The organism is Micromonospora sp. WMMD737, assembly GCF_049179055.1.
Taxonomy (GTDB): domain Bacteria; phylum Actinomycetota; class Actinomycetes; order Mycobacteriales; family Micromonosporaceae; genus Micromonospora; species Micromonospora reichwaldensis.
The window spans coordinates 3,672,689-3,694,975 of the sequence record NZ_JBMHMH010000001.1 but is presented as its reverse complement, the minus strand read 5'-3'; the positions used below and the strand labels follow the sequence as shown (position 1 = coordinate 3,694,975).

The following is a 22,287-nucleotide window of genomic DNA, read 5'->3' as shown; positions in this document are numbered from 1 at the left end:
AAAGGGGCTTTCGGGTCATTCTGAGTGGGTCCTGACCGGCTCCTGCGGGGAGAGCTGATGACCCGGGCACGCCTCGACAAAGTGTTCACCGTGCTGCTCGCCGGCTCGCTGGCCGGGCTGGCGCTCGCGGTGGCGGCCCTCCCGGCCGCGCTGGTCTTCGGGATCGGGTTCTCGGCGCTCGCCGCGCCGTACTCGGAGTTGCCGAACACGCTGCGCACGCCGCCCACGCCCCAGCGCTCGAACCTCTACGCCAACGACGGCAAGACGCTGATCACCTCCTTCTACCAGGAGGACCGGGTGGACGTGCCGCTGGCCGAGGTGGCGCCGGTGATGCGGCAGGCGGTCATCGCCGCCGAGGACACCCGGTTCCACGAGCACAGCGGGGTCGACCTGCGCGGCGTGGCGCGGGCCTTCACCGTCAACCGGGGGGCCGGGGAGACCCGGCAGGGCGCGTCCACGCTGACCATGCAGTACGTCCGCAACGTGCTCAGCAACGACCCCCGGCTGAGCGAGCGGCAGCGCGCCGCCGCCACCGAGCTCAGCACCGCGCGCAAGATCCAGGAGATGCGGTACGCGCTGGCCCTGGAACGGGAACTGAGCAAGGACGAGATCCTCGCCCGCTACCTCAACATCGCCTACTTCGGCGCGGGCGCGTACGGGGTGGGGGCCGCGAGCCGCCGCTACTTCTCGAAGCCGCCGGCGGACCTCACCCTGGCCGAGGCGGCGCTGCTGGCCGGCCTGGTCCGGTCCCCGCACACCGACGACCCGATCAACGGCGACGCGGACGCGGCGCTCGCCCGCCGGGCGTACGTGCTGGACCGGCTGGTGGAGTCCGGGCAGGTCCCGGCCGAGGCGGCGGACCGGGCCAGGGCGGAGCAGTTGAAGCTGCGCCCCACCCAGACGCCGAACGACTGCACCGCGGTGCCGGCGGAGCACAACGACTGGGGCTTCTTCTGCGACTGGTTCACCCGCTGGTGGAACGCCCAGCCGGCGTTCGGCGCGACGGTCGACGAGCGGCAGCTCACTCTGCGCCGGGGCGGGTTCTCCATCGTCTCCTCGCTCGACCCGGAGGTGCAGCGCGCCACCACCGAGCAGGTGCGCCGGATCTACTCGGTGGACGACCGCCGGGCGGCGCCGACGGCGGTGGTCCAGCCCGGCACGGGCCGGGTCCTCGCGATGGCGGTGAACCGCAACTACGGCGTGGCCGCCAACCCGGCCGGGCAGAAGAACCACCCGAACACGGTCAACCAGCTGGTCGCCGGGGGCGGGGCGATCGAGGGCTACCAGGCCGGCTCCACGTTCAAGGTCTTCACGATGCTGGCCGCGCTGGAGTCCGGGCTGCCGCTGAGCACGGAGTTCGACGCGCCGGAACGGATCGTGACCGACTACTCGGCGAGCGGGGCGGCGAGCTGCGACGGGTACTGGTGCCCGCGCAACGCCAGCGACCGGATGGACGGCCGGCACACCATGTGGACCGCCTTTGGCGAGTCGGTCAACACGTACTTCGCCTGGCTGACCGAGCGGGTCGGCGCGGACCGGGTGGTGGAGATGGCCGAGCGGCTCGGCATCGTCTTCCGCGCCGAGGACGACGCGCGGCTGGCCCGCCACGGCGCGCGCGAGTGGGGGCCGTTCACCCTCGGCGTCTCCGCCACCACCCCGCTCGACCTGGCCGGCGCGTACGCCGCGGTGGCGGCCGAGGGCTCGTGGTGCGCGCCGCTGCCGGTCGTCTCGATCGCCGACGCCGCCGGCCGCCCGGTGGCCGCCGCGCGGACGCACTGCCGGCAGGCGGTGGACCCGGACGTGGCCCGGGCGGCGGCGGACGCGGCCCGCTGCCCCGTGGGCGACCAGTCGATGTACCGGGAGTGCAGCCTCGGCACCGCCGAGGGGCTGCGTCGGCAGCTCGGGCGGCCAGTGGCGGGCAAGACGGGCAGCTCGGACGGGTACGCGACGGAGACGGTGGTCGCCTTCACCCCGCAGTTGGCGGTCGCCTCGATCGCCGCGAACCCCGACGACCCGCGCGACGCGGTGGGCCAGCGGGTGCAGGGGCAACTGGTCGAGGCGGTGGGGGAGGTGCTCGCCTTCGCGCTGCGCGACGAGCCGGTCCGCGACTTCGTGCCGCCCAGCGAGGCGAGCGCCTTCCGGCTCACCGGCGCCCGCGCCGGCAACTGAGACCGGCGGGCCGCAGGGGCGCGGGCGGCTCAGCGGCGCGGGGACGCGGCCACGGGCCGGCGGGCCGCCTGCTCGGCCTGGCGGGCGATGTTGCGGGCCATTCCGCCGAAGACCACCGCGTGGAAGGGCGCCACCGCCCCCCAGTACGCGTGCCCGGGCAGCCCGCGCGGCAGGAACACCGCCCGCTGCTGGTAGCGGCTGCCCGCGCCGTCCGCCCGGAGCACCCGCATCTCCAGCCAGGCCCGGCCCGGCAGCCGCATCTCGGCGCGCAGCCGCAGCAGCTCGCCGGGCACGATCTCCTCCACCCGCCAGAAGTCCAGCGCCTCGCCGACCTGGAGGCGGTGCGGGTCGCGCCGGCCCCGGCGCAGCCCCACGCCGCCGATCAGCCGGTCCAGCCAGCCGCGGACCGACCAGGCCAGCGGGAACGAGTACCAGCCGTGCTCCCCGCCGACGCCCTCGACGACCCGCCACAGCTCCTCCGGCGGTGCGTGCACCGCCCGCTCGCGGACGTCGGTGTAGGCGGTCCCGCCGGACCACTCCGGGTCGCTGGGCAGCGGCTCGGCCGGGGCGTCGGGGCCGCTCGCGGTCGACCAGCGGGTCTCCACCTCGCCGTCGCGGACCTTCGCCAGGGCCGCCGCGACCGCCTGGTCGAAGCCGGTCAGCCCCTCCGGCGGGTCGGGCACGTACGCGGCGATGTCGTGCTCGTGGGCGACGGCCTCGTGGACCAGGCTCTCCACCAGCGGTCGGGCGATCGCGTTCGGCACCGGCGTGACGAGCCCGACCCAGTGCGAGGAGAGCGACGGCGTCAGCGGTCGCACCGGCACGATGGTCCGCCGGCGCAGCCCGGCCACCCGCGCGTACCGCTGCATCATGTCCTGGAAGGTGAGGATGTCCGGCCCGCCGATGTCGAAGGCGCGGTTGACCTCCGGCGGCAGGTGCGCGCAGCCGGCCAGGTAGCGCAGCACGTCCCGGACGGAGATCGGCTGGATCCGGTTGCGGACCCAGCGGGGGGTCACCATGGCGGGCAGCCGCTCGGTCAGGTAGCGCAGCATCTCGAACGAGGCCGACCCGGACCCGATGATCACCGCGGCCCGCAGCACCGCCGTCGGCACGCCGCTGTCGAGCAGGATCCGCCCCACCTCGGCCCGGGAGCGCAGGTGCGCCGACGGGACCTCCCGGTCCGCCGCCGGCTCCGGACCGCCCAGGTAGACGATCCGGCGTACGCCGGCGGCGCGCGCGGCCTCGGCGAACCGGGTGGCGGCCTCCCGGTCGGCGGCCTCGAAGCCGGCCTGGCCGAGCGAGTGCACCAGGTAGTAGGCGACGTCCACGCCCGCGAACGCGGCGGGCAGCGTCTCCGGCCTGCGCAGGTCGCCCTCGACGATCTCCGTCTGCGCCGCCCACGGCACGTCCCGCAGCCGCCCCGCCCTGCGGGCGAGGCAGCGCACGGTGTGCCCCTCGGCCAGCAGCCGGGGCGTCAGCCGCCCGCCGATGTAACCCGTCGCTCCCGTGACCAGGCATCTCACGGTCTCCAGTGTGCGGCCCAATAGACTCTGGCGCTGTGGCTACTGAGACGAGCACCTTCTGGGGGCCGGACTTCGACCAGCTCCGCGCGACCGACCCGGAGATCGCCGGGGTGGTGCTCGGCGAGCTGGACCGGCTCCGGGGCGGCCTGCAACTGATCGCCAGCGAGAACCTCACCTCGCCGGCGGTGCTGGCCGCGCTCGGCTCGACCCTGACCAACAAGTACGCCGAGGGCTACCCGGGCCGGCGCTACTACGGCGGCTGCGCCGAGGTCGACCGGGCCGAGGAGATCGGCATCGCGCGGGCGAAGGAGCTCTTCGGCGCGGAGCACGCCAACCTCCAGCCGCACTCGGGAGCGAGCGCCAACCTGGCCGCGTACGCGGCGCTGGTCCAGCCGGGGGACACGGTGCTCGCCATGGACCTGCCGCACGGCGGCCACCTCACCCACGGCAGCCGGGTCAACTTCTCCGGCAAGTGGTTCCACACGGTCGGCTACACGGTCCGGCGGGACACCGAGCTGATCGACTACGACGAGGTACGCGACCTGGCCCTCGCGCACCGGCCCAAGATGATCATCTGTGGCGCGACGGCGTACCCGCGGTTGATCGACTTCGCGCGGTTCCGCGAGATCGCCGACGAGGTCGGGGCGTACCTGATGGTCGACGCCGCGCACTTCATCGGGCTGGTCGCCGGGAAGGCCGTCCCGTCGCCGGTGCCGCACGCCGACGTCGTCTGCCTCACCACGCACAAGGTGCTGCGGGGGCCGCGCGGCGGCATGATCCTGTGCCGGGAGTCGCTCGCCCAGCGCATCGACAAGGCGGTCTTCCCGTTCACCCAGGGCGGCCCGCTGATGCACGTCGTCGCCGCCAAGGCGGTCGCGCTGCGCGAGGCCGCCCAGCCCGAGTTCCGGGCCTACGCCGAGCGCGTGGTGGCGAACGCGCGGGCGCTCGCCGCCGGGCTGGCCGACGAGGGGATGCGCCCGGTCTCCGGGGGCACCGACACCCACCTCGCCCTGGTCGACCTGCGCGAGGTCGGGGTCACCGGAGCGGACGCCGAGGCGCGCTGCGACGCCGCCGGCATCACCCTGAACAAGAACGCGATCCCGTACGACCCGCAGAAGCCGATGGTCGCCTCGGGCATGCGGGTGGGCACCCCGAGCGTCACCACCCAGGGCATGCGCGAGCCGGAGATGCGGCAGGTCGCCTCGCTGATCGCCCGCGCCGTGCGCACCGATCCGGCCGCCCCCGGGGGCGCCGACACCCTCGCCGGGCTCGCCGGCGAGGTCGCCGAGCTGGTCGCCGCCTTTCCGGCGTACCCCCGATGAGCGAGCCGCGCGCGGGCGAGCCGGGCGCCATCCGGTCCCGGCTGCCGCACCTTCGCCTGCCGCTGTTGGCCTGTGGGGTGCTCGCGCTGGTCGGGGTCCCGGTCGCGGCGGTGCTGCGGGGCGGCACCGGCGCGGCCGGCGTGGCCGCCGGGATCGCGCTGGTCGTCGTCAGCTACCTGGTTTCGGGTCTCTCGGTGGCCTGGGCCGACGCCGTCAACCCCCGGATGATCATGTCGGTGGGGCTGGTCACCTACGCCACGAAGATCGTGGTGCTCGGCGTGGCGATGGCCGCCGTGGCGGCCACCGGCTGGCCCGGCCTGCCGGACATGGGGGTGGCCATCATCGCGGCCGTGGTGGTCTGGACGGGCGCCCACCTGGGCTGGGCCCTGCGTACGCCGCTGCCCACATTCGAGCGACGCGGTGAGTGAGCGTTCTGTCGGATCTGCGTCCGGCATTTCGGGCTGCCGCGGCGGGCCGCACGGGAGTAACCTGACCAACGACTTTCGCGCCCGCACCATGGCCCGCACGCTGTTCGCAGTGTGGGGGGTGCCGCACACTCCCGCGCGTCTCTGCTGATATTGTTCGCCACGTCATGGCCGAAGACCCACACCCCCGCAGGTCCGACGACCCTTCGTCGGAAGGCGCGGCAGGTGCCGTTCTGGGCTACCTACTCGCCGGCATCGTGGTGTGGGGCTTCCTCGGGTGGTTGGCGGAGCGTTTTCTCGATCTGCGAACCGGCGTCGGGGTCGCCCTCGGCATGATCTTCGGCGCGGCCGGAGCGATTTACCTGATCATGAAGAGGCTCAGTGCTTGAGTGCCAGCACGCGCGGGTCTGTCGAGTGCGGAGGATGACACGGTGAGTGGACAGCTCGTCGCCGCCGAGGGGCTTCCCTGGCCCCCCAGCGTCGGAGATTTCTACCCGCCGGACGTGGCTGGCCCCTGGGTCACCAAGTTCGGGATCATGGTCTGGCTCGCGGTCGCGTTGCTGATCATCTTCTTCATGCTCGCCTACCGGAAGCCCAAGCTGGTCCCCAGCAAGGCCCAGTGGTACGCGGAGTCGGTCTACGGCCTGGTCCGGGACAACATCGCCCGCGAGCAGATGGGCAACGCGGGCATCCGCTTCGCGCCCTACTTCACGGTGCTGTTCAGCTTCATCGTGCTGACCAACCTCTTCGCCATCGTGCCCGGGTTGCAGATCTCGCCGAACTCGCACATCGCGTTCCCCATCGTGCTCGCCGCGATCTCCTACGTGATGTACCTCTACATCGGCGCCCGCAAGCACGGTCTCGGCAAGTACCTCAAGATGAGCCTGATCATCCCGAACGTGCCGTGGCCCATGCACATCCTGCTGATCCCGATCGAGTTCATGCAGACGTTCATCGTCCGGCCCGTCACGCTGGCCCTGCGGCTCTTCGCGAACCTGTTCGCCGGCCACCTGCTGCTGCTGGTCTTCACCATCGGCGGCTTCGTGATGCTCAACTCGAGCAGCCTGTTCATCCAGGTGACCTCGGTCTTCTCCTTCCTGATGGCGATCGTGATGGCCTTCTTCGAGGTGCTGGTCGCCGTCCTGCAGGCCTACGTCTTCGTCACGCTGAGCGCGAACTACATCGGAAGTTCGCTCGCCGACGAGCACTGATCGGGCTCGGCGGGCCACCCGGCCCGACCAAGCTTCTGGTACCGACCCGCGTACGCGTGAGACCTCACGCGTCGAACAGGAGGAATACCCGCAATGACTGTTCTTGCCGAGATCGGCGGTAGCGTCAACACCATCGGCTACGGCCTCGCCGCCATCGGCCCCGGTATCGGTGTCGCCCTGGTCTTCGCGGCCTACATCCAGTCGAGCGCGCGCCAGCCGGAGTCCGCCGGCTACAACCGCACCTGGCTGATCCTGGGCTTCGCCCTCGTCGAGGCGCTCGCGCTCTTCGGCCTGGTGCTCGCCTTCGCCGTCGGCGGCTGACGAGAGTTCTCTCCCGACCCGGAGGTCTGACATGTTCATCGCCGCAGAAGGTGTGGAGCACAACCCGATCCTGCCCATCTGGCAGGAGATGGTCGTCGGGACCATCGCCTTCGCCCTGCTCTGCTTCGTCCTGCTGAAGTTCGTCATGCCCCGCATGGAGGCGATGTACCAGGCGCGGGTCGACGCGATCGAGGGTGGGCTCAAGCGGGCCGAGGCCGCCCAGGCCGAAGCGAACCAGGTGCTCGAGCAGTACCGGGCCCAGCTCGCCGAGGTGCGTACCGAGGCGGCCCGGATCCGGGACGACGCCCGGGCCGACGCCGAGGGCATCCGCCAGGACATCCTCGCCAAGGCGCGGGAGGAGTCCGACCGGATCATCGCCGCGGGCAAGGAGCAGCTCGCCGCCGAGCGCGCCACCATCGTGCGCGAGCTGCGCACCGAGGTCGGCACGATCGCGGTCGACCTGGCCAGCAAGATCGTCGGCGAGTCCCTCGCCGACGAGGCGCGCCGCAAGGGCACCGTCGACCGGTTCCTGAGCAACCTCGAGAGCGCGGGGGCCCGCTGATGCAGGCCGCCAGCCGGGAGTCGTACAAGGTCGCGGCCGAGCGCCTCGACACGTACGTCCGCGGTGCGGAGCCGTCGGCGGTGGCCACCACCGCCGACGCCATCCTCTCCGTCGCCAACCTGCTGCGGCGCGAGCCGCGGCTGCGCCGGGCGCTCTCCGACCCGGCCCGCACCGGTGCCGACCGTGCCGGGCTGCTCGGCGAGCTGCTGCGCGGCAAGGTCGACGCCGAGGCGCTGGACCTGATCGCCTCGCTGGTCTCCGGCCGCTGGTCGGCGCCCTCGGAGCTGCTCGACGCCGCCGAGCGGCTGGGCGTCGACGCTCTCCTGGCGGGCGCCGACTCCGCGGGCGAGCTGGGCGAGGTCGAGGACGAGCTGTTCCGCTTCGGGCAGGTCGTCGCCGGTTCGCCGGGGCTGTCCAGCGCGCTCTCCGACCCGACCGTCCCGGCGGAGCGGCGGGCCACGCTGGTCGACCAGCTGCTCGCCGGCAAGGCCCGGCCGGTCACCGGCTACCTCGTCGGGGTCGCGCTCGCCGGGTTCGGCGGACGCAACTTCGCCGGGGCGCTCACCCGGCTGGTCGAGCTGGCCGCCGACCGGCGGGACCGGCAGGTGGCGTACGTGACCGCCGCGGCCCCGTTGAGTGAAGAGGACGAGCGCCGGCTGGGCGCGAGTCTCTCCGCGATATACGGTCGGGAGGTCTCCGTCAAGCAGACGGTGGACCCCTCGGTTCTCGGTGGCGTGAGCGTGCGGGTCGGTTCCGACCTGTACGACGGCACCGTCCTGCGCCGCCTCAACGAGAGCCGCAACGCGCTCGCGAAGCGCTGAGGCGGCAGCACCGCTCAGCGCCTGTGAATAGACGCCATTCGGACCGGTCGGTACTAGGTATCCCGGGCCCCTGATACTTAAGGAAGCAGAGGATGGCCGAGCTGACCATCTCGACGGAGGAGATCCGCGGCGCCCTGGAGCGCTACGTCTCCTCCTACTCGTCCGAACTCTCCCGCGAGGAGGTCGGCACCGTCGCCGACACCGGCGACGGCATCGCCCACGTCGAGGGCCTCCCCTCGACCATGACCAACGAGCTCCTGGAGTTCGAGGACGGCACGCTGGGTGTGGCGCTGAACCTCGACGTCCGGGAGATCGGTGTCGTCGTTCTCGGTGACTCCGCCAAGCTCGAAGAGGGGCAGCGCGTCAAGCGCACCGGCCGGGTGCTCTCCGTGCCGGTCGGCGACGCCTTCCTCGGCCGCGTGGTCAACGCGCTCGGCCAGCCGATCGACGGCCTCGGCGACATCGCCAACGAGGGCTTCCGCGAGCTGGAGCTCCAGGCCCCGAACGTGATGGCCCGGCAGTCCGTCGACGAGCCGCTGCAGACCGGCCTCAAGGCCGTCGACGCCATGACCCCGATCGGCCGTGGCCAGCGTCAGCTGATCATCGGCGACCGGAAGACCGGCAAGACCACCGTCGCGCTGGACACCATCCTCAACCAGCGGGACAACTGGCGCTCCGGCGACCCGAAGAAGCAGGTCCGCTGCATCTACGTCGCCATCGGCCAGAAGGCCTCCACGATCGCCTCGATCAAGGGCGTCCTGGAGGAGGCGGGCGCGATGGAGTACACCACCATCGTCGCCTCCCCGGCCTCCGACCCGGCCGGCTTCAAGTACCTCGCCCCCTACACCGGCTCGTCCATCGGGCAGCACTGGATGTACGGCGGCAAGCACGTCCTGATCGTCTTCGACGACCTGAGCAAGCAGGCCGAGGCGTACCGCGCCGTGTCCCTGCTGCTGCGTCGCCCGCCGGGCCGCGAGGCGTACCCGGGTGACGTCTTCTACCTGCACTCCCGCCTGCTGGAGCGCTGCGCGAAGCTCTCCGACGAGCTGGGCGGCGGCTCGATGACCGGCCTGCCGATCATCGAGACGAAGGCCAACGACATCTCGGCCTTCATCCCGACCAACGTCATCTCCATCACCGACGGCCAGATCTTCCTCGAGACCGACCTGTTCAACCAGGGCGTCCGGCCGGCCATCAACGTCGGCACCTCGGTCTCCCGGGTCGGTGGCGCCGCGCAGGTGAAGCCGATGAAGAAGGTCGCCGGCTCGCTGCGGCTCAACCTGGCCCAGTTCCGCGAGCTGGAGGCGTTCGCCGCCTTCGCCTCCGATCTGGACAAGACCTCCCGCGCCCAGCTGGACCGCGGTTCCCGCCTGGTCGAGCTGCTCAAGCAGGCGAACTACTCGCCGTACCCGGTGCAGGAGCAGGTCGTCTCGGTCTGGGCCGGCACCGAGGGCAAGCTGGACGACGTCCCCGTCGGCGAGATCCGTCGCTTCGAGTCGGAGTTCCTCCAGTACCTCCGGCACAAGCACGAGGGTGTCCTGGCGAGCATCGCCGACCACCAGTGGAACGACGACATCATCAACTCCCTGGACTCCGCCATCACCGAGTTCAAGCAGGTCTTCCTCGGCAAGGAGGACGAGCGGCGGATCAACGACGCGCCGGCCGCGCCGCTCGAGGGCGAGCAGGACCGCGAGACGGTGAGCCGCTACCGCGACGGCACGGGTGACCGCCCGGCCGAGAACCGGTAAGGGCTGATTCATGGCGGCCCAGGTTCGCGTTCTTCGTCAGCGGATCCGCTCGGCGAAGGGGATGAAGAAGATCACCAAGGCGATGGAGCTCGTGGCGACGAGCCGCATCGCCAAGGCCCAGGCCCGGGTGGCGGCGTCCCTGCCGTACGCCCAGGCGGTCACCGGCGTGCTCACGGCGCTGGCGTCCAACGCGCGGATCGACCACCCGCTGCTCACCCCGCGCGAGCGGGTGCGGCGGGCGGGCGTCCTGCTGGTCACCTCCGACCGCGGCCTCGCCGGCGGCTACAGCTCCAACGCCATCAAGATGGCCGAGTCGCTGATCGCCCGGCTGCGCGCCGACGGCAAGGAGCCGGTGCTCTACGTCATCGGGCGCAAGGGTGTCGGGTTCTTCCGGTTCCGTGACCGGCCGATCGAGGCCAACTGGACCGGGTTCTCGGAGCAGCCGACCTTCGCCGACGCCCGCGCCGTGGGCGAGACGCTGATCAAGGCGTTCACCGCCGGCGCGGACGACGTCGACGGCGGCGCCGGTGCGGACGGGGTGCTCGGCGTCGACGAGCTGCACATCGTCTACACCGAGTTCCACTCCCTGATGACCCAGACCCCGGTCGCCCGGATCATGGGCCCCATGCAGGTGGAGGACCGCCCCCGGTCCGAGGGCGCGCTGCCGGCCTACGAGTTCGAGCCGGACGCGGAGGCGCTGCTCGACGCGCTGCTGCCGAAGTACATCAACACGCGGATCTACGCGGCGTTGCTGGAGTCGGCGGCGAGCGAGTCGGCGGCCCGTCGGCGGGCGATGAAGAGCGCCACCGACAACGCCGAAGAGATGATCGAGAAGTACACGCGTGAGATGAACTCGGCCCGCCAGGCCGGGATCACCCAGGAGATCAGCGAGATCGTCGGCGGCGCTAACGCGCTGGCCGCGTCGGGAAGTGAAGTGTGATGACTGCCCCAGTAGAGACCAAGACGGCCACGGGTCGCGTGGTCCGGGTCATCGGCCCGGTCGTCGACGCCGAGTTCCCGCGCGACGTCATGCCGGCCCTGTTCAACGCCCTGCACGTGGACGTGACGCTCTCGGGCGGCGAGAAGACGCTGACCCTGGAGGTCGCCCAGCACCTGGGTGACAACATGGTCCGCGCCATCTCGATGCAGCCGACCGACGGCCTGGTCCGTGGCACCGAGGTGCGCGACTCCGGCTCGCCGATCACCGTTCCGGTGGGCGACACGGTCAAGGGCCACGTGTTCAACGCGATCGGCGAGTGCCTCAACCTCACCGAGGGCGAGACGCTCCAGCCGGACGACCACTGGGGCATCCACCGCAAGGCCCCGGCCTTCGCGGACCTGGAGCCGAAGACCGAGATGCTGGAGACCGGCATCAAGGTCATCGACCTGCTCGCCCCGTACGTCAAGGGCGGCAAGATCGGCCTGTTCGGCGGTGCCGGCGTCGGCAAGACGGTGCTCATCCAGGAGATGATCACCCGTGTGGCCCGGAACTTCGGTGGTACCTCGGTCTTCGCCGGCGTGGGTGAGCGCACCCGTGAGGGCAACGACCTCATCGCCGAGATGACCGAGTCCGGCGTCATCGACAAGACCGCGCTGGTCTACGGCCAGATGGACGAGCCGCCGGGCACCCGGCTGCGGGTCGCCCTGTCGGCGCTGACGATGGCGGAGTACTTCCGCGACGTCAAGAAGCAGGAGGTGCTGCTCTTCATCGACAACATCTTCCGCTTCACCCAGGCCGGCTCCGAGGTCTCCACCCTGCTCGGCCGCATGCCGAGCGCGGTGGGCTACCAGCCGACCCTGGCCGACGAGATGGGCGAACTCCAGGAGCGGATCACCTCCGTCCGGGGCCAGGCCATCACCTCGATGCAGGCGATCTACGTGCCGGCGGACGACTACACCGACCCCGCCCCGGCCACCACGTTCGCCCACCTCGACGCGACCACCAACCTGGAGCGGTCGATCTCCGACAAGGGCATCTACCCGGCCGTGGACCCGCTGGCGTCCTCGTCCCGGATCCTCGCCCCGGAGTTCGTCGGCGCCGACCACTTCGCGGTCGCCACCGAGGTGAAGCGGATCCTGCAGAAGTACAAGGACCTGCAGGACATCATCGCCATCCTCGGTATCGAGGAGCTCTCCGAGGAAGACAAGATCACCGTGCAGCGCGCGCGGCGCATCGAGCGCTTCCTGTCGCAGAACACCTACGCGGCGGAGCAGTTCACCGGCGTGCCGGGCTCGACGGTTCCGATCCAGGAGACCATCGAGGCCTTCCGGAAGATCAGCGAGGGCGAGTACGACCACTTCCCCGAGCAGGCCTTCTTCATGTGCGGCGGTCTCGAGGACCTGGAGCGCAAGGCAGCCGAGCTCATGAAGAGCTGACCTGTCGGTCCTGACGGAAGGCCGCCCCGGCAACGCCGGGGCGGCCTTCCGTCCGTTTCCGGGTCCGATGATCGCCGCTGGCCGGTTCCGCGTGGTCGGCGATCATGCCGTACGCGAGGTACCGTCGATCCGCCCACCCACCACGTGGGCGTCGATCCGCAACGAATCGGCCGCATGCGCCCGTCTCCTGATCGTGGGCGTGACGAACGGAGATGATCGTGGGTAAGGCCGACAAGGGCGGCGGCAAGCCGTCCAGGTGGTCGGGGGTGCCGCGCTGGGCCCGGGTCTGCACCGTGTTCGGTGCCGTCCTGATGCTGCTCAGCGGGGCCGTGCTGGTCGGTGCCGAGGCGCTGATGGCCCGTTACGAGGGGGCCGTCGGCAAGGCCGACCTCTTCGGCGACCAGGCCGCCGGGGCGAAGGAGCGCAAGAGCGACATCAAGGGGCCGCTCAACATCCTGCTGGTGGGCATCGACCCGCGCAACCCGGAGATGCCGCCGCTGGCCGACTCGGTCATGGTGCTGCACGTGCCGGCGGAGCTGGACCGGGCCTACCTCTTCTCCATGCCGCGTGACCTCATCGTGGAGATCCCCGAGTTCAGCCGGGCGGAGTTCAACGGCGGCACCGACCGGCTCAACGCGGCGATGTCGTACGGCAGCCGGGTGCCCGGCGGCAACCCGGACGCGGCCCGCGGCTTCGAGCTGCTGGCGACGACGGTGCAGAACGTCACCGGCATCACGCGCTTCGACGCGGGCGCGATCATCAACTTCAACGGATTCAAGAAGATCGTCGACGCGATGGGCGGTGTCGACATGTACATCGAGCGCGAGGTGCGCTCCGAGCACCGCGAGCCGGACGGCAAGCACCGCAAGGCCAACCCCAACGGCGAGGGCTACGTCGGTCCGCAGGCGGTCTACAAGAAGGGCAACCAGCACCTCAACGGCTGGCAGGCGCTCGACTACGTCCGCCAGCGCTACCCGAAGAACGGCGTCCCGGACGGCGACTACGGGCGGCAGCGGCACCAGCAGCAGTTCGTCAAGGCCATGGCCGGTCAGGCGCTCAGCGCCGACGTGGTCACCAACCCGGTCAAGCTGGACCGGGTGCTGCGCGCGGCCGGGCAGTCGCTGATCTTCAGTGGCCGGGGCCACGGCGTGGTCGACTTCGGCCTGGCGCTCAAGGACATCCGCCCGGAGACGATCCAGATGATCAAGCTGCCGGGTGGCTCGGTCATCCAGGACGGCGAATACCGGGGCGAGAAGTTCCAGCCCGCCGTGGACGACTTCTTCGCCGCGCTGCGCAACGGGCAGCTCGACGCGTTCCTGGTGGAGCATCCCGACTTCCAGAACAAGGCGAAGTAGCCGTGGCGCAGGTCTCGCCACCCGCGTTGGGGGCGGGTCGGCGGCACGACTAGACTTTCGACAATCCGCCGCCGCAGCAAGGAGACAGCGTGGCAAAGCAGCTTCACGTCGAGCTCGTAGCCGTCGAGGAGAAGGTCTGGTCCGGCGAGGCCGAGATGGTCGTCGCCCGCACGACCGAGGGCGAGCTGGGTGTGCTGGCGGGGCACGCGCCCCTGCTCGGCCAGCTTGCCGAGCCCGGCGAGGTGCGCATCAAGCTTCCCGGCGGCGAGCAGGTCTCCTACGAGGTGGCCGGCGGCTTCCTGTCGGTGACCGCCGAGGGCGTCACCGTCCTGGCCGAGAGCGCCACCCCGGTCTCCGCCGCGCAGAGCCGCTGAGCCGAAGCGTCGATGGAGATCGTCGAGGGGATCGGAATCGGCGTCGCCGTCATCCTCGGCGCACTGCTGATCCTCTTCGCCCGGCGGGCCGTCGTCACCCGTAGCGGTGGCATCATCCGGCTCGGCGTCCGGACCTCCACGATGCTCGACGGCCGAGGCTGGTCTCCCGGCTTCGGCCGCTTCGTCGGCGACGAACTCCGCTGGTACCGGCTGTTCAGCTTCGCCATCCGGCCCGCCCGGGTGCTCTCCCGCGAGGGGCTCGCCGTCGAGCGACGGCGGCTGCCCGAGGGGCAGGAGCGCCTCTCGATGCCCGCCGACTGGGTCATCCTCCGCTGTACGAGTGACCACGCCCCGGTGGAGATCGCCATGGCCCGGTCCACGGTCACCGGATTCCTCTCCTGGCTCGAGGCCGCCCCTCCGGGGGCGGTCTCGCCGCGTCTGGCCTCCCAGGACTGGCCCGCCGCCTGATCAGGTGTGCGGTGGGGGGTTTCCGCCGGAGCCCACCCGCTCCGGGCGGTCAGGCTTGATCCCTCCGCGGGCGGGCTCCGGCGGAAACCCCTGCCGTCACACGGTCCGCGGTCCGGCGCACTCTTACACCCTGCACCGTTACCGGTTTCGTCAGGTGCCCGCGGGACTACCCGGGTGGCGACGCGACCAGTTCGATTTCGTACCCCTGGTTATCGGTGAGATAGGCGGCGTACGTGTCGGGACCGCCGGCGTGCGGATGGCGGTCGGGGAAGAGCAATGACCAGCCGTACGCCGGCGCGGCCTCGACCAGCCGGTCCACGGCGGCGGGCGGGCCGGCGTGGAAGGCCAGGTGGTTCAGGCCGGGGGCCAGCCGGTCGTGCCGCCGCCCGCGCAGCGCCTGCGACTGCTCCAGCACCAGGTACGTCGGGCCGAGCCGCCAGGAGCGGCCGTCCGGCCACTCCTGGAACGGCTTCCAGCCCAGCTCGACGAGCAGCCAGCCCCAGCAGAGTGTGGCGGCGTTCAGATCGGGCACCCAGACCTCGACGTGATGCAGCGTGCCCACCGGGTTCTCCGACGGGCACGAGGGACGCGTGGTCAGCGGTTGCCGCCCGGCACCCATAGCACATCTCCGTCCGGATTTGCCGTTCTTGACAGGATAAAGAGCAGATCCGATAGCCGGTTGAGATACTTTGCCGGGAGCGAGCTGGTCCGCTCGGGGTCGTGCGCGACCAGGGCCCACGCCGCCCGCTCGGCGCGTCGGGCGACCGTCCGCGCCACGTGCAGCAGCGCCGCACCCGCGGTGCCGCCGGGGAGGATGAAGGAGTCGAGCTTGCTCAGGCGTGCGTTGTACTCGTCGCACCAGCCCTCCAGGCGCTCGACGTACGCCTCGGTGACCCGCAGCGGCGGGTACTTCGGGTCGGGTTCGACCGGGGTGGCCAGGTCGGCGCCCACGTCGAACATGTCGTTCTGGATCGACGCCAGGACGGCCCGCAGCTCCTCGTCGAGCTGTCCCAGGGCGAGCGCCACGCCGATCGCGGCGTTGCACTCGTCGACGTCCGCGTACGCGGAGATGCGCGGATCGGTCTTCGGCACCTGCTCGTTGTTGCTCAGCCTGGTCATGCCGGCATCGCCGGCCTTGGTGTAGATGCGCGTGAGGTGGACGGCCATGACGCACAGCCTACGGATACCGGACCTGACGATCCCGGAGCGGCCGGGCGGCACCGCCGTCCGAGCGGCCGGGGGCCCCGGCGACGCCGGTGACCCGGCGGTCCACGACCTCGACGTCATCCGGGTGCGTGGCGACGCGCGCCTGGCCGGCTCGGTGCACGTCGTGGGAGCCAAGAACTCGGCGCTGAAGCTGATGGCCGCCGCGCTGCTCGCGCCGGGCCGCAGCGTCATCACCAACGTGCCGCGCATCACCGACATCGCGATCATGGGCGAGGTGCTCCGCCGGCTCGGCTGCGGCGTCCGGTTCGACGCCGACGACCCCGTCGACCCGATGGTCGCGTACGGCGGGGTGGCCCGGTCCCGGTCGGTCGTCATCGACGTGCCCGAGCAGCCCGGCGCGGAGGCGGACTACGACCTCGTACGCCGGCTGCGCGCCTCGATCTGCGTGCTGGGCCCGCTGCTGGCCCGCCGGGGACACGTGCGGGTGGCCCACCCGGGCGGCGACGCCATCGGCTCGCGGGGCCTGGACATGCACGTCTCCGGGCTGACCCGGATGGGCGCCGAGATCTCGGGGGAGCACGGCTTCGTGATCGCGTCGGCGCCGCACGGGCTGCACGGCGCGGAGATCGTGCTCGACTTCCCCAGCGTCGGGGCGACCGAGAACCTGGTCATGGCGGCGGTGCTGGCCCGGGGGCCGAGCGTCATCGACAACGCCGCCCGGGAGCCGGAGATCGTCGACATCTGCACGATGCTGAACCAGATGGGCGCCCGGATCTCCGGCGCCGGCACCTCCACCCTGCACATCGAGGGGGTGCCGGGGCTGCGGCCGGTGCGGCACGCGACGGTGGGGGACCGGATCGTCGCCGGTACCTGGGCGTTCGGCGCGGCGATGACCCGGGGGGACGTCACCGTGACCGGCGTGGAGCCGGCGTTCCTGGAGGTGGCGCTCGACAAGCTGGTCTCCGCCGGGGGCCTGGTGGAGACCCGGGGCGACGCGTTCCGGATCCGGATGGACGACCGGCCGAAGGCGGTGGACGTCGTGACGCTGCCGTACCCGGGCTTCGCCACCGACCTGCTGCCGATGGCGATCGGGCTGGCGGCGGTCAGCGACGGGGCCTCCCTGATCACCGAGAACATCTTCGACGGCCGGTTCATGTTCGCCAACGAGATGATGCGGCTCGGCGCGGACATCAAGACCGACGGCCACCACGCGGTGGTCCGGGGCCGGGACCGGCTCTCCGGCGCGCCCGTGCGCGCCACCGACATCCGGGCGGGCGCCGGGTTGATCATCGCCGGGCTCTGCGCCGAGGGGGTCACCGAGGTCTCCCACGTGCACCACGTGGACCGGGGCTACCCGGACTTCGTGGCCGACCTGCGCGCGCTCGGGATCGAGGTGGAGCGGGGCACCGCACCGGAGGAACCGGACCTGAGCATCTGAGCCTGCCGCGCCCGAGCGACACCTCGCCCAGCCGCCTTAGCATCCGTTCAGGCTCGCCGACTAGGGTGCTGGCAGACACTCAATCAGGCGAGGGAGAAGCAGATGGCGGGTCGACTCGCGGTCGTCGGGGCCGGGCTGATGGGCTCGGGCATCGCCCAGGTGGCGGCGCAGGCGGGCTGGCAGGTGACGCTGCGGGACCTGGACGACGCGGCCACCGGGCGGGGCATGGACGGCATCCGGAAGTCGCTGACCAAGTTCGCCGAGAAGGGCAGGATCGAGGCGTCCGAGGTCGAGGCGGCGCTGGGCCGGATCACCCCCACCACCGACCTGGAGGCGGCGGCCGACGCGGACATCGTGGTCGAGGCGGTCTTCGAGCGGCTGGAGATCAAGCACGAGGTGTTCCGCGCGCTGGACAAGATCTGTAAGGCCGACGCGGTGCTCGCGACCAACACCTCGGCCATCCCGGTGACGCAGATCGCCGCGGTGACCGAGCGCCCGGAGGCGGTCGTCGGCACCCACTTCTTCTCGCCGGTGCCGATGATGAAGCTCTGTGAGCTGGTGCGCGGCTACAAGACCAGCGACGAGACCCTGGCCACGGTGAAGTCGTTCGCCGAGGAGATCGGCAAGACGGTCGTGGTGGTCAACCGGGACATCGCGGGCTTCGTCACCACCCGGCTGATCGCGGCCCTGGTCGTCGAGGCGGTCAAGCTCGTCGAGTCGGGCGTGGTGTCGGCCGAGGACCTGGACACCGCCTGCCGCCTCGGCTTCGGCCACGCCATGGGGCCGCTGGCCACCACGGACCTGACCGGCGTGGACGTGCTGCTGCACGCCTCGAAGAACATCTACACCGACACGGCGGACGAGAAGTTCTTCCCGCCGGAGCTGCTCCAGCGCATGGTCACCGCCGGCGACCTCGGGCGCAAGAGCGGCAAGGGCTTCTACACGTACTGACCGGCAGCCGGCCGCTCAGCGGACCGCCTCCACCGGCGCGGGGGCGGTCCGCCGCAGCCCGGCGGTGAGCATCAGCGTGGCCGCCAGTGACGCCGTGGCGAGCAGCGCGACGGCCCAGCCCGCCGGGACCAGGTCCGCGACCGTGCCGGCGAGCACGGCACACAGCGCCTGTGCGGCCATCATCCCGTTGTGGTGCAGGCCCAGCACCTGGCCCCGGATCTCGGCGGGCGAGTGCACGATCAGCCGCTCCTGCAACGGCAGCCCGGCGGCGAAGCCCACCGAGGCGACGGCCGCGACCAGCATGGCCAGCGGCAGCGCCGGCGACAGCGCGAAGGCCAGGTAGGGCAGGGCGAGCAGCAGCCGCAGGACGGGGACCAGCCGGTCCCGCCGGCCCGCGGGCAGGAACCGTCCCACCAGGACGTCGCCCGCCAGCATCCCGAGGGCCGCGGCGGCGAAAAGGAAGCCGGCCCGGTCCTCGGCGTACGGCACGAACAGGCTCTCGCAGCCTACGACCAGGCCGTTCGGCACCCACAGGTTGAGCAGGAGCGAGCGGCGGCCGGGATCCGCCCACAGTTCCCGGTTCACCCGCAGCGTGCGCCCGACCGTCGTCCGGGCGGTGGTCCGGGCCGGGCGCTCCGAGATCCCGAACCACCCGACTGCCGCCGCCACCGCCCGCAGCACCGCCGCGAGCAGGAACACCTCGTACGGGTCCAGCCAGAACAACAGGACGCCGCCCAGCCCGAAGCCGGCGATCTGCATCGCCCCGACGCTCGTGTTCATGGTGGACCTGCCCAGCACGTAGGCGCCGGTCGGCAGGATGTCGGTGAGCAGCGCCCACCGGGCCCCGCCCGTGATCGACCCGACGTACGCGCCGGTGAAGATGATCGCGAACCGGGCCCACAGGGGCAGGCCGGGCACCGCCTGGAGTGCCGCTCCGACGGCGACCAGCACGGCGGCGAAGGTCAGCGCCCGGCGGGGCGGCAGGCTGTCCGCGGCCGACAGCAACGTCAGGCTGCCGAGCACGCCGGCGAGCGGCGCGCCGAACATGCTCAGCGCGGTGAGCAGCGCCGAGCCGGTCGACGCGTAGGTCAGCGAGCCCAGCGCCAGCGCCGACGTCGTGTGCGCCGCGATTCCCGCGCAGTTCGCCAGGAACAGGTTGCGGAACTCCCGGACCGCGAACAGATCTGCGTACGTTCTCACGGGCCCGATCGTGTGGGGTGCCGGGTGGATCTCCTAGAGTTACGTCTGGAGGCGAAACATGGGCGTCTGGCAGGTGCCGTCGGATCTCCTCGCGCGCAGCCGCTTCACGGTCTCGCCGATGGTCGACACGGTCGCCGCGCTGCGCGCACTGTACTACCCGCGTAACCCGTGGCAGCGGTCCTGGCGGGAGCCGCACGTCGCGGCGTTCCGGCGGATGCTGGCCGGTCGGCCGGTGGTCCGGGCGCTGCTGCCCGCCTCGTTCCACCCCCGGTGGACGGCGGACTTCCTCACCATCGCGCCCGCCGCGCCGGTACCGACGTTCGCGGCGGAGCTGGCGGCCGTCGGGCGGCTGTCCGACGAGCGGATCCGGGCCGACCTGCGCGCCACCCGCCCGGAGCCGCTAGCCGCCGAGCTGCTGGCGGACGGTCTCGCCGGGCAGGTGGTGGAGCTGCTCGACTGGGTCTGGACGCACACCGTCGAGCCGGAGTGGCCGGAGCGGGAGCGCCGGCTCCGGGCGGACATCGTGGCCCGCACCGCCGCGCTGAGCGCGGGCGGCTGGGCCGGGGTGTTCGCCGACCTCAACCGCAACGTGTGCTGGCTGGGCGACGGTCGGCTCCAGGTCAACGACTACCCGGCACCGCCGCTGTCGCTGGACGAGGCCGAGCAGTTGGTCTTCCTCCCGGCGCACTGCCGTCGCGGCTGGGTGGTCTGGGACAGGCCGACCCGGTTCGGGATGGTGTACCCGGTGCACGGGATCCTGGTGGATCCCACCTCACCGGCGCCCGACGGGCTCGCCCGGCTGATCGGCGCGAACCGGGCCCACATCCTGGCCCGGCTGGACACGCCGCTGAGCACCTCGCAACTCGTGGCGGTGACCGGGCTCTCCCTCGGTACGGTGGGCGACCACCTGCGGGTGCTGCTGGACGCGGGCGTCGTCGGCAAGCGGCGGTCCGGGCGCGAGGTGCTCTACTGCCGTACGCCGCTCGGCGTCGCCCTCACGTCGTCCACGCGTTAGCAGGGGGCTCTTCCTTACACCTCAGCCGTCGCGCTTGGTCGTCCAGCGGAAGGTGGTCAGGCAGAGCACCAGGCCGATCACGCACCACGCGACGAGGACCAGGGCGACCCGGTCCAGCTCGAACGAGCCGCCCGGTTCGCGGGCGCCGAAGCCGTCCGGCAGGAAGACCGAGCGCAGGCCCTGGCACATCCACTTCAGCGGGAAGAGCGCCGCCACCTGCTGCATCCAGGTCGGCAGCTCGGTGAAGACGAAGAACACCCCGGAGATGAACTGGAGCACCAGCGCGACCGGGGTGACCACCGCCGAGCCGCTGCGGGCGGTGCGGGCCAGCGACGAGATGGCGATGCCGCACAACGTGCAGGCGGTGACGCCGAGCACCGACACCCAGCCGAAGGTCAGCCACTTCGCGGCGGTCCCGGGCAGTTCCAGGTCGAACAGCGCCACCGAGACCGCGAGCAGCAGCACGGTCTCGGCGATGCCGATCGCCACGACCATGATCACCTTGCCGGCGAACCAGACCCACTTCGGCATCGGCGTGCCCCGGTAGCGCTTGAGCACCCCCCGGTCCCGCTCGATCGGGATCCAGATGCCGAGGTTCTGGAAGCTCACCGTCATCAGGCCCGTGGCGATCATGCCGGTGATGAAGTACTGCGTGTAGCTGACGCCGGGGGCGATCTCGTCGTCGAAGATCGCCGCGAAGATCAGGATCATGATGACCGGGAAGCCCATCGTGAAGACGACGGACTCCCGGCTGCGCAGGAACTGGGTGATCTCCAGCCGGCTCTGCCGCAGGCTGAGGGCGACCGGGCCGGGGCGCCGGGCCGGTGCCGTGGTGGCCGGCGCGGCCGGCGTCGTCGTGGTGGTCATCGGTGTCCGATCATGCGCAGGTAGATGTCCTCCAGGGTCGGCCGGGTCACGGTCAGGCCCGGGACCTCGCCGCCGAAGCGCGCTGCCAGCTCCGCCACCAGCGCCGTCGGCGTCGCGCTCTCCGCCGTCTCCCGCGCCCCCTCCGGCGTACGCCAGGAGACCGTCGCCAGGGCCTCGCGCCGGTTGCCGAGCTGGTCGGGCGTGGCCACCTCGACCACCCGGCCGCCCGCGATGACGCCGACCCGGTCGGCGAGGGACTCCGCCTCGTCGAGGTAGTGGGTGGTGAGCACGATGGTGGTGCCGGCGGCGGCCAGGTCGCGGATCAGCTCCCAGAACTCGCGGCGCGCCTCCGGGTCGAAGCCCGTGGTCGGCTCGTCCAGGAAGAGCAGCTCGGGGCGGCCCACGATGCCGAGCGCCACGTCGAGCCGGCGCTTCTGCCCGCCGGAGAGGGTGTGCGTACGCGCTTTCGCCTTGCCGGCCAGCCCCACCCGCTCGACGACCTTGTCGGGGTCGTCCGCGTCGGCGTAGAAGCCGGCGAAGTGGCGCACCACCTCGCCGACCGTCAGCTCGTCGAACTCGCCGGTGCCCTGGAGCACGATGCCCACCCGGGAGCGCCAGTCGGCGGCCGGACGGGCCGGGTCGCTGCCGAGGACGCTCACCTCGCCGGCGTCGCGCCGCCGGTAGCCCTCCAGGATCTCCACGGTGGTCGTCTTGCCGGCGCCGTTGGGGCCGAGGAGGGCGAAGACCTCGCCGCGGTGGACGTCGAGATCCACGCCCGCCACGGCGACGTTGTCCCCGTACGCCTTGCGCAGCCCCCGCACGGAGATCGCCAGCTCGTCATGCATGCGTCAAGTGTGCGACCTGGCCGCGGCGGCGGGCCGGCCGGGGTGTGGTGGTCGCGCCCATGTCGGGCGCTTCGCACCCGGGTTTCCGCTCCATGGAGCTGTGTGGTTTTCCACAGCTCTGGTGACTGA

Annotated in this window: 23 protein-coding genes; 17 read left to right on the top strand and 6 right to left on the bottom strand. The window is 71.8% G+C overall.

All coding sequences use genetic code 11. The features are described 5' to 3' along the window. Window positions 1-57 precede the first annotated feature (57 nt). A complete protein-coding gene (locus ACN27A_RS15865) occupies window positions 58-2,169 on the top strand; it encodes a transglycosylase domain-containing protein (protein WP_421454098.1) in 2,112 nt (703 codons plus the stop codon). A 29-nt stretch (window positions 2,170-2,198) separates the two neighbouring features. On the opposite strand, the gene ACN27A_RS15860 is transcribed toward ACN27A_RS15865, so the two are convergent. Beyond that, window positions 2,199-3,692 carry an SDR family oxidoreductase gene (locus tag ACN27A_RS15860; RefSeq protein WP_421454095.1) on the bottom strand — a complete coding sequence of 498 codons (1,494 nt, stop codon included), beginning with the start codon at window positions 3,690-3,692 and terminating at the stop codon, window positions 2,199-2,201. Between the two features lie 35 nt (window positions 3,693-3,727). On the opposite strand from ACN27A_RS15860, the gene glyA reads away from it, so the two are divergent. The 13 genes from glyA to ACN27A_RS15795 all read left to right on the top strand — a co-directional run bounded on the left by glyA (window position 3,728) and on the right by ACN27A_RS15795 (window position 14,675). Continuing rightward, the gene (gene glyA / locus ACN27A_RS15855; protein WP_421454092.1) at window positions 3,728-5,014 is read left to right on the top strand and encodes a serine hydroxymethyltransferase; all 1,287 of its coding nucleotides are present in this window, start codon (window positions 3,728-3,730) and stop codon (window positions 5,012-5,014) included. Beyond that, complete coding sequence (locus ACN27A_RS15850) at window positions 5,011-5,442, top strand: hypothetical protein (protein WP_421454090.1); 432 nt, start codon at window positions 5,011-5,013, stop codon at window positions 5,440-5,442. Before glyA ends, ACN27A_RS15850 begins: the two co-directional genes overlap by 4 nt. A gap of 164 nt (window positions 5,443-5,606) precedes the next feature. Next, window positions 5,607-5,828, top strand: coding sequence for a hypothetical protein (locus ACN27A_RS15845; protein ID WP_132231195.1), 222 nt, complete (start codon window positions 5,607-5,609; stop codon window positions 5,826-5,828). After that, window positions 5,829-6,650: a F0F1 ATP synthase subunit A gene (atpB, locus tag ACN27A_RS15840; RefSeq protein ID WP_392999009.1), complete on the top strand. Its 822-nt coding sequence runs from the start codon at window positions 5,829-5,831 to the stop codon at window positions 6,648-6,650. It abuts the gene before it with no gap. 93 nt (window positions 6,651-6,743) lie between these two features. Further along, window positions 6,744-6,971, top strand: a complete 228-nt coding sequence (gene atpE, locus ACN27A_RS15835; RefSeq protein WP_088998660.1) for an ATP synthase F0 subunit C — start codon at window positions 6,744-6,746, stop codon at window positions 6,969-6,971. Between the two features lie 31 nt (window positions 6,972-7,002). Further along, the gene (locus tag ACN27A_RS15830) at window positions 7,003-7,533 is read left to right on the top strand and encodes a F0F1 ATP synthase subunit B (protein WP_088998661.1); all 531 of its coding nucleotides are present in this window, start codon (window positions 7,003-7,005) and stop codon (window positions 7,531-7,533) included. Next, a complete protein-coding gene (locus ACN27A_RS15825) occupies window positions 7,533-8,354 on the top strand; it encodes a F0F1 ATP synthase subunit delta (RefSeq protein ID WP_151452881.1) in 822 nt (273 codons plus the stop codon). Before ACN27A_RS15830 ends, ACN27A_RS15825 begins: the two co-directional genes overlap by 1 nt. A gap of 92 nt (window positions 8,355-8,446) precedes the next feature. After that, window positions 8,447-10,102 (top strand): F0F1 ATP synthase subunit alpha, encoded by a 1,656-nt coding sequence (gene atpA / locus ACN27A_RS15820; RefSeq protein ID WP_357577210.1) that lies wholly within the window; start codon window positions 8,447-8,449, stop codon window positions 10,100-10,102. A 10-nt stretch (window positions 10,103-10,112) separates the two neighbouring features. Beyond that, the gene (locus tag ACN27A_RS15815; protein ID WP_151452879.1) at window positions 10,113-11,042 is read left to right on the top strand and encodes a F0F1 ATP synthase subunit gamma; all 930 of its coding nucleotides are present in this window, start codon (window positions 10,113-10,115) and stop codon (window positions 11,040-11,042) included. Continuing rightward, entirely contained in the window at window positions 11,042-12,478 is a 1,437-nt protein-coding gene (gene atpD / locus ACN27A_RS15810) for a F0F1 ATP synthase subunit beta (RefSeq protein ID WP_421454085.1), read from the top strand. The genes ACN27A_RS15815 and atpD overlap by 1 nt, the downstream gene beginning before the upstream one ends. Window positions 12,479-12,690: 212 nt before the next feature. Further along, the gene (locus ACN27A_RS15805) at window positions 12,691-13,833 is read left to right on the top strand and encodes an LCP family protein (RefSeq protein ID WP_421454083.1); all 1,143 of its coding nucleotides are present in this window, start codon (window positions 12,691-12,693) and stop codon (window positions 13,831-13,833) included. An 89-nt stretch (window positions 13,834-13,922) separates the two neighbouring features. Continuing rightward, window positions 13,923-14,207, top strand: coding sequence for a F0F1 ATP synthase subunit epsilon (locus ACN27A_RS15800; RefSeq protein ID WP_132231208.1), 285 nt, complete (start codon window positions 13,923-13,925; stop codon window positions 14,205-14,207). A gap of 12 nt (window positions 14,208-14,219) precedes the next feature. Then, window positions 14,220-14,675, top strand: a complete 456-nt coding sequence (locus ACN27A_RS15795) for a DUF2550 domain-containing protein (protein WP_421454080.1) — start codon at window positions 14,220-14,222, stop codon at window positions 14,673-14,675. A 166-nt stretch (window positions 14,676-14,841) separates the two neighbouring features. Here ACN27A_RS15795 and ACN27A_RS15790 read toward each other — a convergent pair whose 3' ends face one another. Further along, entirely contained in the window at window positions 14,842-15,294 is a 453-nt protein-coding gene (locus tag ACN27A_RS15790; RefSeq protein ID WP_421454077.1) for a VOC family protein, read from the bottom strand. Then, the gene (locus ACN27A_RS15785) at window positions 15,270-15,842 is read right to left on the bottom strand and encodes a cob(I)yrinic acid a,c-diamide adenosyltransferase (RefSeq protein WP_132231212.1); all 573 of its coding nucleotides are present in this window, start codon (window positions 15,840-15,842) and stop codon (window positions 15,270-15,272) included. The genes ACN27A_RS15790 and ACN27A_RS15785 overlap by 25 nt, the downstream gene beginning before the upstream one ends. On the opposite strand from ACN27A_RS15785, the gene murA reads away from it, so the two are divergent. Next, window positions 15,841-17,280, top strand: a complete 1,440-nt coding sequence (murA, locus tag ACN27A_RS15780; RefSeq protein WP_421454074.1) for a UDP-N-acetylglucosamine 1-carboxyvinyltransferase — start codon at window positions 15,841-15,843, stop codon at window positions 17,278-17,280. The two genes, ACN27A_RS15785 and murA, sit on opposite strands and share 2 nt — an antisense overlap. 102 nt (window positions 17,281-17,382) lie before the next feature. Next, a complete protein-coding gene (locus tag ACN27A_RS15775; protein WP_421454072.1) occupies window positions 17,383-18,231 on the top strand; it encodes a 3-hydroxyacyl-CoA dehydrogenase family protein in 849 nt (282 codons plus the stop codon). A 15-nt stretch (window positions 18,232-18,246) separates the two neighbouring features. Here the strand turns inward: ACN27A_RS15775 and ACN27A_RS15770 are convergent, their stop codons facing one another. After that, window positions 18,247-19,431, bottom strand: a complete 1,185-nt coding sequence (locus ACN27A_RS15770) for an MFS transporter (RefSeq protein WP_421454069.1) — start codon at window positions 19,429-19,431, stop codon at window positions 18,247-18,249. 58 nt (window positions 19,432-19,489) lie between these two features. Between ACN27A_RS15770 and ACN27A_RS15765 the strand changes: the two genes are divergently transcribed. Further along, window positions 19,490-20,446, top strand: coding sequence for a helix-turn-helix domain-containing protein (locus ACN27A_RS15765; protein WP_421454066.1), 957 nt, complete (start codon window positions 19,490-19,492; stop codon window positions 20,444-20,446). Window positions 20,447-20,467: 21 nt separating this feature from the next. Here ACN27A_RS15765 and ACN27A_RS15760 read toward each other — a convergent pair whose 3' ends face one another. Together ACN27A_RS15760 and ACN27A_RS15755 are read right to left on the bottom strand one after the other, a co-directional pair. Next, complete coding sequence (locus ACN27A_RS15760) at window positions 20,468-21,313, bottom strand: ABC transporter permease (RefSeq protein WP_421454063.1); 846 nt, start codon at window positions 21,311-21,313, stop codon at window positions 20,468-20,470. After that, on the bottom strand, window positions 21,310-22,158 hold the full coding sequence (locus ACN27A_RS15755; protein ID WP_421454060.1) for an ABC transporter ATP-binding protein: 849 nt from the start codon (window positions 22,156-22,158) through the stop codon (window positions 21,310-21,312). Before ACN27A_RS15755 ends, ACN27A_RS15760 begins: the two co-directional genes overlap by 4 nt. Between the last annotated feature and the right edge of the window lie 129 nt (window positions 22,159-22,287).